The organism is Pasteurella dagmatis (assembly GCF_900186835.1).
GTDB lineage: Bacteria > Pseudomonadota > Gammaproteobacteria > Enterobacterales > Pasteurellaceae > Pasteurella > Pasteurella dagmatis.
The window spans coordinates 312,492-323,580 of record NZ_LT906448.1; the positions used below are offsets into that span (position 1 = coordinate 312,492).

The following is an 11,089-nucleotide window of genomic DNA, read 5'->3' on the forward strand; positions in this document are numbered from 1 at the left end:
AATTAACGTTCTTTTTCAGAATTAAGCACTAAAGAGCGAGTTAGCCAAATCACAGGTAATAGACCTACCAACACTAAAACGATAGCAGGTAATGCAGCTTGTTCTAATTGTTCATCCGAGGTGAATGTAAAAACGTGTGTCGCGAGGGTATCAAAGTTAAATGGTCTTAATAACAACGATGCATTCAGTTCTTTCATTGTTTCGATAAAAACCATCATTAATGCGGTAAAGATACCTTTTGATAATAATGGCATATGCACACGGCGTAACATATTTAATCCATTATGTCCTAGTGTCCGACTTGCCATATCTAATGATGGCGAGATTTTTTGGAATGAGGTTTCAATTCCACCGATTGCCATTGCTGAGAAACGTATAGTGTAAGCTGAAATTAAGGCAAACATTGAACCTGAGAAAATTAAGCCAACAGGCGATATACCAAAGGACTTCAGAATGTCATTAACTAAATGATCTGCTCCGGTATAAGGGATCAAAATTCCGATAGCTAATACAGTTCCTGGAATAGCATAGCCTTGTGCAGAAAGTTGTAATCCATATTGGGCTATATGTTGTTGAGAAACAGATTTTTGCAATGAAAGACGGTTAAAAAAGTGTAAAAATAACGCAAGTAACACACAAATCACAGCTGCAATACTTGAGCTAGAAAGACTATGATATGCGTATTTTAGAAAATTATCTGTTTGTGTCATATCAAAATAAGACACTGACCAATAAATTAATTTGAGGAACGGAATGAAGAATGCAACACTCACTAAGCCCCAACAATATATTTGTGCGAGCCATAATTTTATACCTAAAAGTGGTTTTAACGTATGTTTCTTTTCATAGCCTCGTTGGTAAGTTTTTTGTTTATAACGACTATAACGTTCTAGCCAAATCAAGCTGAAAATCATAAATAGCATCAGTAGTGAAATTTGGCTTGCTGAACCTAAATCACCATAACCTAGCCAAGTATCATAAATAGCGGTGGTTAGTGTTGGAATAGCGAAATAGTATACAGTACCAAAATCCCCTAATGTTTCCATTGCTACAAGTGATGCGCCAATTGCCATCGCAGGACGAATGAGTGGTAGAGTAACTTTTTTGAATAAATAGAAGGCGTTTGCGCCTAATGTTTTTGCACTGTGTATAAGATTTTCAGATTGTTCAAGTAAGGCGACACGAACAAGTAAGAAAATATAAGGATAAAGCACAAATGCAAGCACAAAACAAGCACCACCTAGTGAGCGAATTGTCGGAAACCAATAATCTTGTGGTGTGGTCCAGCCAAATAATTGGCGTAAGAAAGACTGAAGCGGACCCGCATAATCGAGTAAATCAGTATATAAATAGCCTACTAAATAAGCCGGCATTGCGAGGGGTAAACAAAGTACCCACTGTAAGGTTTTTTGTCCTTTAAATTGGTAAGTCGAAATAATCCAAGCCGCAGGAATAGCAAAAGCTAAGCTTAAAAAGACAGTACCTAACACAAGAAGAAGAGAATTTAAACTGTAATCGGTAAGAACTGTTTTCCAAAGGTGTTGGATATTGTGCCAATCAGCCAGCCAAGACTGATAAAAAATAGAGAGTAAAGGAAGAAGGAAGTACAGCACAATGAAAAGTGCGGTCAAATTCCAAAGCGTTTTCTTGAAGCTAAACATCTTATAATCGTAGGTTACTATAATATCTTAAGGGCGACTTGATAGCCGCCCTTAAATTTAATAATTAGAACAATAAATTAAAGATCAAATTTTACTTCGTCAATTAATTTTAATGCTTTGTCATAGTTTTCTGCTATTTTTTCTAATGCAATACTGTCAGCCTTGAAATCTCCCCAAGAAGCAACCAGTTTAGAACGTTCAACACCCGGTTTAACAGGGAATTCGTGGTTTAATTCAGCATATAAATGTTGTGCTTTGTCACCGCTTAGGTATTCAAGTAATTTCACTGCATTAGCTTTATTTGGTGCGTGTTTTGCAACAACCACACCACTAATGTTGACGTGGGTACCGTGAGCTTTTTGGTTAGGGAAGTTTAAATAAACCGCTTCTGCCCAACTACGTTGTTTTTCATCGTCTAACATTTTACCGAAGTAGTAGCTGTTACCTAATGAGTAGTCACAGATACCTTCTTTGATTGCTTTTACTTGGTCTCGGTCTCCACCTTGTGGCTTTTGCGCCAAATTAGCTTTTAAACCTGTTAAAAATTCTTTTGCTTTTTCTTCACCATCGTGTGCAATGATTGAGGCAACTAATGAAACGTTATAAGCATTTTTACCAGAACGTACACATACTTTACCTTTGTATTCTGGTTTTGCTAAATCATAGTATGAAAAATCAGCTGGTAATTTACCCACGCGATCTTTAGAGGTATAAATTACACGAGCACGAGATGTTAATGCAAACCACTCATCTTTTGAATCACGGAATTGTGCTGGAATATTTTTCTCAAGAACTTCACTATGAATTGGTTGTGCTAAACCTGATTTGACAAGTTCCATCACTCGGCTAATATCAACAGTTAATAGCACGTCTGCTGGACTTAATTCTCCTTCGCGTTTTACGCGATCGACTAAACCTTTATCAGCAAAAATCACGTTTACTTTAATGCCAGTATCTTTTTCGAAGTCTTTTAACATTGGCTCGATCAAGTATGGTTGGCGGTAAGAATAAACATTGACTTCATTTGCAGCTAGAGCTGAAGTAGAAATAACAGCGGATAAAGCTAATGCAAGTGTTGAGATTTTTTTCATAATCACATTCCTCTGATGAGCGATTTTGGGTTAAAAGTGCGGTCAATTTAACCAATAATTTGATTTAAGTCAATGAGAATTATTTTTATTTATCTTATTGATAGCGATTTTATGCCCATCCCATGTAAGATGTTTACCTTTGCAATAGTTTTAATTCCTACAGGAATAAACTTCTTTAAGCGCTGAATCTGCAGTGTTGTGTATACTTGAAATATAATGTTCTGTAGCTTGAGGGATAAAAATGGTATGACCTCGGTACAAATGGGACTTTTTAGCATCACATAGACATCATGCTCACCTTGAGACCCTTTATGCAGTATTTACCAATTGTCTTTAATACAGTATTGAATATTAATTTTTCTCGGTATTTGGGAAAGTTGAATAGGTTTGTTTAAATAATCCATTAGTTAGCTCTTTTCATAATAAAACGATACCGCTTATAATCGTTCATTATCATCTTAATATAGGTAATGCTATGGAAATGACATTAATTTCAAATTTGGGGCGCATTTTAGGTTCTCTTTTTTACAGCGCTCCCACTTCAAAGCAGAATTTACCGCTACTTTCTTTTTTCAAATTAGGGGATTGGCAAGCTGATTGCGTTTTTTTGTCACGAGAAACTACACAGCAAATTCAGGAATATTTTTCAGAATTTGAACTTGAGCAATTAGAAGAAGAATATCAACGCCTTTTTATTGGTCCTCACGCACTTGCTGTCGCCCCTTGGGGATCTGTGTATTTAGATAAAGAAGAGGTGATTTTTGGTGATTCTTTGCTTGCGATGCGTACTTTCTTACAAGAAAACGGTATTGAGTTTACATCAGATAATCATGAGCCAGAAGATCATTTTGGTCTGATGTTAATGTTATCTGCTTATTTAGCTGAACAATATCCTGATAAATTAGCCTTTTTTTGGGGGGAGCATTTCTTAACTTGGGGTTACCGTTTTTTAACTCTTTTACAGGCACAGCCAAAAAGTTTCTATGTTGGATTGGCGATTTTAACAGAGCAGTTTTTATTACATTATCATAGACAATTGTCTGTTGTTGTGGCTGAAGTTCAACTTTATCGGTAGAAGGCCTAGTTTTCTCAATAAATAGTAATAAAAAAAGCAGATATTTTTGATATCCGCTTTTTTTGTCAAAAAAATCATTATTGATGATAATGCTCTAAGAAGCGAGCTAATCGATTTAAAGCATCTTCAATTTGGTGAGCATAAGGTAATGTTACAATACGGAAATGATCGGGAGAGTGCCAATTAAAGCCACGACCGTGAACTAATAATACTTTTTCTTGACTCAATAAATCAAATACCATTTTTTCATCGTCGTAGATATTAAATTTCTTAATATCAATTTTCGGGAACATATACATTGCGCCTTGTGGTTTCACGCAACTTATCCCAGGAATTTGATTAATAAGCTCATATGCTTTATTACGCTGTTCTAACAAGCGACCACCTGGTAGAATAAACTCGTTAATGCTTTGGTAGCCACCTAATGCAGTTTGAATGGCGTGTTGCATTGGTACGTTAGCACATAAACGCATTGAAGCTAGCATATCTAAACCTTCAATATAGCCAGCTGCTGCACGTTTTGGACCATTTAAAATCATCCAACCTTGACGGAAACCTGCCACACGGTAAGCTTTTGATAAGCCGTTAAAAGTTACTGTCAATAAATCAGGTGCTAATGCTGCAATGTGGTGGTGGATTGCATCATCATATAAAATCTTGTCGTAAATTTCGTCCGCAAAAATAATCAATTCATTTTGGCGTGCTACTTCAATAATATCTAAAAGCAATTCTTTGCTATATACCGCACCCGTTGGGTTATTTGGGTTGATGATCACAATTGCTTTAGTGCGACTTGAGATTTTACTTTTAATATCACTCACATCAGGGAACCAGTTGGCTTCTTCATCACATAAGTAATGTACTGGTTTGCCACCAGCTAATGTCGCAGCTGCTGTCCAAAGCGGGTAGTCTGGCATTGGAATTAATACTTCATCTCCGTCATTTAATAAGGCTTGTAATGACATTGTAATTAATTCAGACACTCCATTACCGATGTAAACATCATTTACTGTTGCCCCATGAATACCTTTTGATTGGTAATATTGCACAATAGCTTTACGTGCTGAATATAAACCTTTTGAGTCACAATAACCTTGTGCAGTTGGTAGATTACGGATAACGTCAACTAGAATTTCATCAGGTGCTTCGAAACCAAAGGGCGCAGGGTTACCGATATTTAATTTTAAAATTTTATGCCCTTCTTCTTCAAGGCGAAGTGCTTCTTTGTGAACAGGTCCACGAATATCGTAGCAAACGTGTTCTAATTTATCTGATTTTGGAAAATGAGCCATAGGAAGACCTTATGTTTGCGTGCTAAAAATAATGATTTTGAACAAAATAACGACACTTTACGCTTATTTTTTTAAGGAGAAAAGATTTTGTAAAAATTTCTATTAAAGTGCGGTAGAATTAGCACTTATTTTTAACTTATTTTTTAGTCAAAGACAACGCTTTTTAAATATGGATAACTTGCAATTAATTAAAGCGAAACTTATTGAGCAACTTGAGGCTTATCAACCAAATGGACAAGATGATATTGCGGTATTTGAGTATCAGATGAATACGGATATTGTTTTGTTGTCTTGGTTGAAATCGCAGCAAGTTTATCCACAATTTTATTTGAATATTCGAAATAATTCAGCAAAATGGGCATGTGTTGGAAAGGTGCGATCGTTTTCTGAAGTCAGCCAAGCCCAGCAATTTGTTGAAAAATATGATTTACCTTTAGTTGGTGGTTTACAATTTTACGGAAAAACCTTGTTTATTTTGCCTCGTTTATTGTTACAACAAACACAAACTGGAATTTTCGTATCACTTTATTTGAATGCGAAACATTTTGTCGAAGAAAAAGCACAAGCATTAGCTTGTTTAGACACTTTTGAAAAATTGACCGCACTTAATGAGATTAAGCAGTCAATTAAATTGATTTCACAAAAAGCAAATCAAGCACAATGGTGTGAATGGGTAGAGCTTGGGCTTGCTAAAATTAAGCAAGGTGAATTGAGTAAAATTGTTTTGGCAAATGAAAATTGTTTTGAAACCTCAAACCTATTAAATGAAAAAGATTTTCTTGCTCAAAGTGAACGTTATAATTTGGGTTGTTATCATTTCTTATTTGCAGAAGAACCAAATAAGGCATTTATTGGTTCAAGTCCCGAGTTATTATATCGTCGTCAAGGTAATTTACTCAAAACAGAAGCTCTTGCGGGCACTGCATTTATGAGCGATGATGAAGAACAAAATCAGCAGCAGAGCGATTGGTTGTTACACGATCCAAAAAATGAATATGAAAATCGTCTTGTTGTAGATGGAATTTGTCAGAATTTAGAACCATTTGTACAGCATATTGAAGTGGAAAAAGTGGAGCTGAAAAAACTACGTAAAGTACAACATTTGCGTCGTAAAATTTCAGCAGTATTAAATCCAGATTGTGGCGATACACAATTGTTACACGCAATGCATCCAACCGCAGCAATCGCAGGTTTGCCTCAATTAGAAGCGAAACAAGCGCTACGAAAATTGGAAAATTTTGACCGCGCTTGGTATGCCGGCACGCTTGGTTTTATGAGTAAAATGCAAGCAGATTTTTGCGTGACGATTCGCTCCGCCTTTATTGAACAAATGGATAATCAAAGTAAACTTTGTGTTTTTGCTGGGGCAGGGATTGTAGAAGGCTCGATACCTTTATTAGAATGGCGAGAAATAGAACGAAAAGCGATAGGCCTTGTTTCATTGTTACAACAAAATAAATCAGAATAGGGAACAGATATGTCAGTAAGCGTATTTAATCGTTGTTGGTCAAAAGTGATTTTAGAAACCTTGCTACGTCAAGGTGTTTCGCATTTTTGTATTGCGCCAGGTTCTCGTTCGACACCTTTGACTTTAGAAGCCGTGCGTTTACAAGAAAGCGGACGTGCTGTTTGCCACACGCATTTTGATGAGCGTGGGTTAGGTTTTTTTGCACTGGGTTTAGCTAAAGTCACCAAAAAGCCAGTGACGGTAATTGTGACCTCGGGCACCGCAGCTGCGAATTTATATCCTGCGGTGATTGAAGCTCGCCAAACCGGCATTAATTTAATTTTATTAACCGCAGATCGCCCACCAGAATTGTTAGAGTGCGGTGCGAATCAAGCGATTTTACAGCAAGATATGTTTGCACATTATCCCGTGGCAAACGTGAATTTACCTCGACCAAGCCAAGATTATTCTGCAAATTGGTTAATTTCAATCTTAGATCAAGCGTGCTATCAACAAAAACGTGAAGCGGGTGTTGTGCATATCAATGTACCATTTGCCGAGCCACTTTATGATGCTAAACCAGAAGAGGTGGATTTACATCCTTGGCTTGCCAATATTCAACGTTGGTTGAGCCAATCTAAACCTTGGGTTGAGCATCAACCGCAACACACAGAAGTGGTAATGCACGCAAATTGGGATCATTGGCGTACAAAACATGGTGTGATTGTCGTTGGACGTTTACCAACAGAGCAATCAATGGGCATTATTGCTTGGGCAAATACAATGGGCTGGGTTGTGTTGACTGATATTCAATCTGGCACAGAAGCTAGCTTGCCTTATGCGGATATTTGGTTAGCAAACCAAACAGTAAAACAAAAGTTGTTACAAGCTGATATTGTGATTCAATTTGGTTCGGGCTTTATCAGCAAACGTGTTAATCAGTTTTTAGCTGAATTTAAAAATGAATATTGGATTGTGGAACAAACCCATAAATTAGTGGATCCTGTTCATCATTTACATACTCGTTTTAATGCCAAAGTGCATCATTGGTTGCGAGCGCATCCGCCACTTCGTCAAAAACCTTGGTTACTTGAACCTCTTGCTTTATCGAAGTTTTGTGCAAGTTTTATTGAGCAACAAGTCGGAGGGAACTTAAATGAAGCATCATTAGCACATCATGTTGACCGCATTTTGCCACATAATGGCATTCTGTTTTTAGGTAACAGCTTGTTTGTACGTTTAGTTGATGCATTGGCAAAATTACCAGAAGGCTATCCAATTTATACCAACCGTGGTGCAAGTGGAATTGATGGATTACTTGCAACAGCAGCCGGTATTGGTATTGGCGCCAATCAACCTGTGGTAGCAATGATTGGTGATTTATCTGCGCTCTATGACATAAATTCATTAGCATTGTTTAAGAAAGTCAGCCAACCTACAATCATTTTTGTGATTAATAATAATGGGGGGGCTATTTTCGATATGTTGCCAGTGGAGTCGGGTGTGAAAGATAAATATTATCGTATGCCCCATCATTTAGAGTTCTCACAATTAGCTTCTACGTTTGACTTGAAATATGCTCGTCCTTACACTTGGGCGGACTTAGGCTCTGTTTTAAAAGTGGCTTATTCACGCCGTGAAACAACTTTAATTGAAATTAAAGTGAGTGCGAGTGATGGTAGCAATATTTATAAACGTTTAATCGAACAGATTAGTTACGCAGTGATTGGTGATAACTAATTGCATACTTAAATTAAAATGCTCGCTTAGCGGGCATTTTTATCGGAAAAATTATGCCAATACTCGTTTTTTTACATGGTTTACTCGGCTCAAAAGATGACTGGCAAAAAGTCATTGAAAAGCTACCGCACTTTTCTTGTATCACATTAGATCTGCCTTTTCATGGCGAGGCTAGCCATTATTGTGTTGATGATTTTCAACAAACTTGTCACTATCTTGAGTCTCAAATTCAGCAAAAAGTTGGTAATCAACCTTATTATTTGGTTGGCTATTCATTGGGGGGGCGGATTGCCCTTTATTATGCACTGTGCTATCTAAAGCAAACTGCGCAGATAGAAGCTCTCATTCTTGAAGGGGCTAATTTAGGATTAGAAACAGAGCAAGAAAAACAACAGCGCTGGATGAATGATATCAGATGGGCAGCACGCTTTGCAGAAGAACCTATCAGTCAAGTTTTACAAGACTGGTATTCACAACCTGTTTTTGCTGATTTAACAGATACTCAAAAACAAAGTTTAATTAAAAAACGCTCACTTAATGATGGGAAAAAAATAGCTATAATGCTTAAAGCAACAAGTTTGGCTAAACAACCTAATTTTAGAAAAAAAATAGATGACACAGATTTTCCAATTTATTATTTCTGTGGTGAAAGAGATTATAAATTTAAAAAAATGGCATTAGATGCGAATCTAAATATTATTTCAATTAAAGATGCTGGTCATAATTCACACGTTGAAAATGCGAACCTATTTTCTGAATTAATAAATAAATTGTGTTGTGCTTAATGTTCATTAAAACACTATGTTGTAGAGAAGGAGCAAGAGGTTATAGTGTTTTCAGCTTGAATGAATTTTAGTATTAGCATTTATTTTCAAATAGGTAGAATAAGTTAAAATTATTTTAAATTTGTTCTAAATTTGTTCTAAACTTATTATTAAGTGTATTTCTATAGATGTCTATTTGTTGTATTTTTGTACACTTGCCCAATGTGTAGTTACTTTACTTTGGTATATTTCTCTCTTTTATAGTAAAATTTTATCCCTCGTTAAAATAGGGAGATTTTATGAGAAAATATACAAAATTAAATTATCTATTTTTGAGTTGTACAACAACTCTTCTTCTCGGACACTCTGCTATCACGTATGCGAATGAAGCAAATCCATTAACTCAAGAATTATTGAGATTAAAACATAAAGAACGATTTGAAAGCGTAGACAAAAATTTCGAAAAAGCGGAACAGTTTTTAGAAAATCAAAAAAAACTTGAAGAAAAAGCAACTTTACCTTTAGACAATTCTGTCGCAACAAATCAAGTAATCAAAAGTGTAACAATCGATCTTGCTGATGAAAGCGTAAAGCTTAATTTTGATCAAGTCATCAAAGCCTATCAAGGTCAACCATTATCAACAAAAGTCGTTTTTCAATTAGTTAAAGAGCTCTCGGAAGTATTATATCGTGCAGGTTATGTTACTAGTGCTATCGGTTTGAAAAACTCAAAAATTCAAAGTGGTGATCTTGAGTTTATTGTACTTTGGGGCAAAGTAAATGAAATTTTAGTAGATGGTGAATCAGCTAAAACCTTTAAAGACAAAGCAATGGTTTCAGTATTGCCAAATCTTAAAGGTAAACTATTGAGTATTTACGATGTTGACCAAATGGTTGAAACATTAAATACAACAAACAAAACTGCAAAAGTGAATGTTGTTGCCAGCGACCAAAAAAGTATTTCAAACTTAAATATTGAAAGACAGCGTTCACTTTATCCAGATTTCAGTATTGGAGTGAATAATTCTGGTACAGAAAATAATGCTAACGGCCGTAATCAAGCGACATTAAATGTGTCTTGGAGCGACTTATTAGGAACGAATGATCGTTGGAATTTTTCCACTGGTTACCGTTTTTATAAGCATAGTAGAGCAAACAAACAACAAAACTATTCTTTGTCTTACACTCAACCTTTTGCTTTTTCAACGTTAGATATCAAGCTATCTGAGTCAGCTTATGAGAAAGAACTAAGAGGTTTTGGGACTTTTTCTTCTGAAGGTAAGACTAAGACCGCAAATATTAAATTATCAAACGTATTACTAAGAGATAAAGATACTATTCTGACTGTGTATGGTGAACTTGAGTTCAAAAAACGTATCAGTTACTTCTCTGATATTTTGATTGGTAATTATCATAATAATAAATTTAACTTGGGTGTCTCTTATGTCACAAACTTTGGTTATGGCAAATTGTACACCGATCTTTCTTATACGAATGGATTGAGGTGGTTTAATGCAAATTATTCAGCTTTCGATTCAAATCGTGAAAAAACATTAAAATTATTGTCAGGAAGTGTCAACTGGAGCCGTCAAATATCTATATCTGAGCGTGTGGCAAATTACCAGTTACGCGTTGGTGCTCAATATGGTTTTGACAGTATCTATTCCGAAAACCAATTTTCAATTGGTGACGAGTACACTGTAAGAGGTTTTAAAGGAGGTGCAGCATCAGGAGATAGCGGTATTTACTTGTCACAAACTCTTACCATGCCGTTCTATCCACAAAAGGTATATCTGTCTCAAATATCTCCTTTTATTGGATTTGATATTGGTAAAGTTCATACAAAGCAAACGCATAAAACCGACACTTTAGCTGGTTTTGCGTTTGGAGTGAAAGCTCAAGTGAATGCACTGGCATTGTCATTGACTTATGCCAAACCAATCAACGGCGTTCGTGGTGTTGATATCCGTAATAAAAAATCAGTTTATTACTTCAGTGGTTCAATTTCTTTTTAATATT

Annotated in this window: 8 protein-coding genes; 5 read left to right on the top strand and 3 right to left on the bottom strand. The window is 35.9% G+C overall.

Going from position 1 to position 11,089, the window contains the following annotated elements; genetic code table 11:
- Nucleotides 1-2 precede the first annotated feature (2 nt).
- Nucleotides 3-1,661 carry an ABC transporter permease gene (locus CKV78_RS01570; RefSeq protein WP_005764724.1) on the bottom strand — a complete coding sequence of 553 codons (1,659 nt, stop codon included), beginning with the start codon at nucleotides 1,659-1,661 and terminating at the stop codon, nucleotides 3-5.
- A gap of 77 nt (nucleotides 1,662-1,738) precedes the next feature.
- Entirely contained in the window at nucleotides 1,739-2,752 is a 1,014-nt protein-coding gene (locus CKV78_RS01575) for a Fe(3+) ABC transporter substrate-binding protein (RefSeq protein ID WP_005764722.1), read from the bottom strand.
- A 475-nt stretch (nucleotides 2,753-3,227) separates the two neighbouring features.
- Between CKV78_RS01575 and dmsD the strand changes: the two genes are divergently transcribed.
- Complete coding sequence (gene dmsD / locus CKV78_RS01580) at nucleotides 3,228-3,827, top strand: Tat proofreading chaperone DmsD (protein ID WP_005764720.1); 600 nt, start codon at nucleotides 3,228-3,230, stop codon at nucleotides 3,825-3,827.
- A 77-nt stretch (nucleotides 3,828-3,904) separates the two neighbouring features.
- Here dmsD and CKV78_RS01585 read toward each other — a convergent pair whose 3' ends face one another.
- A complete protein-coding gene (locus CKV78_RS01585; protein WP_005764719.1) occupies nucleotides 3,905-5,119 on the bottom strand; it encodes a pyridoxal phosphate-dependent aminotransferase in 1,215 nt (404 codons plus the stop codon).
- A gap of 169 nt (nucleotides 5,120-5,288) precedes the next feature.
- Between CKV78_RS01585 and CKV78_RS01590 the strand changes: the two genes are divergently transcribed.
- From CKV78_RS01590 to CKV78_RS01605, 4 genes are all read left to right on the top strand, one after another.
- Nucleotides 5,289-6,587, top strand: coding sequence for an isochorismate synthase (locus tag CKV78_RS01590; protein ID WP_005764717.1), 1,299 nt, complete (start codon nucleotides 5,289-5,291; stop codon nucleotides 6,585-6,587).
- Nucleotides 6,588-6,596: 9 nt separating this feature from the next.
- The gene (menD, locus tag CKV78_RS01595; RefSeq protein ID WP_005764715.1) at nucleotides 6,597-8,306 is read left to right on the top strand and encodes a 2-succinyl-5-enolpyruvyl-6-hydroxy-3-cyclohexene-1-carboxylic-acid synthase; all 1,710 of its coding nucleotides are present in this window, start codon (nucleotides 6,597-6,599) and stop codon (nucleotides 8,304-8,306) included.
- Nucleotides 8,307-8,359: 53 nt separating this feature from the next.
- Nucleotides 8,360-9,091, top strand: coding sequence for a 2-succinyl-6-hydroxy-2,4-cyclohexadiene-1-carboxylate synthase (menH, locus tag CKV78_RS01600; protein WP_005764713.1), 732 nt, complete (start codon nucleotides 8,360-8,362; stop codon nucleotides 9,089-9,091).
- A gap of 278 nt (nucleotides 9,092-9,369) precedes the next feature.
- On the top strand, nucleotides 9,370-11,085 hold the full coding sequence (locus tag CKV78_RS01605; RefSeq protein WP_005764711.1) for a ShlB/FhaC/HecB family hemolysin secretion/activation protein: 1,716 nt from the start codon (nucleotides 9,370-9,372) through the stop codon (nucleotides 11,083-11,085).
- Nucleotides 11,086-11,089: the final 4 nt, after the last annotated feature.

Excerpts from the sequence above, each read along its gene's own strand:
- CKV78_RS01570 (WP_005764724.1), bottom strand. The coding sequence starts at position 1,661 with ATGTTTAGCTTCAAGAAAACGCTTTGGAATTTGACCGCACTTTTCATT.
- CKV78_RS01575 (WP_005764722.1), bottom strand. The coding sequence starts at position 2,752 with ATGAAAAAAATCTCAACACTTGCATTAGCTTTATCCGCTGTTATTTCT.
- dmsD (WP_005764720.1), top strand. The coding sequence starts at position 3,228 with ATGGAAATGACATTAATTTCAAATTTGGGGCGCATTTTAGGTTCTCTT.
- CKV78_RS01585 (WP_005764719.1), bottom strand. The coding sequence starts at position 5,119 with ATGGCTCATTTTCCAAAATCAGATAAATTAGAACACGTTTGCTACGAT.
- CKV78_RS01590 (WP_005764717.1), top strand. The coding sequence starts at position 5,289 with ATGGATAACTTGCAATTAATTAAAGCGAAACTTATTGAGCAACTTGAG.
- menD (WP_005764715.1), top strand. The coding sequence starts at position 6,597 with ATGTCAGTAAGCGTATTTAATCGTTGTTGGTCAAAAGTGATTTTAGAA.
- menH (WP_005764713.1), top strand. The coding sequence starts at position 8,360 with ATGCCAATACTCGTTTTTTTACATGGTTTACTCGGCTCAAAAGATGAC.
- CKV78_RS01605 (WP_005764711.1), top strand. The coding sequence starts at position 9,370 with ATGAGAAAATATACAAAATTAAATTATCTATTTTTGAGTTGTACAACA.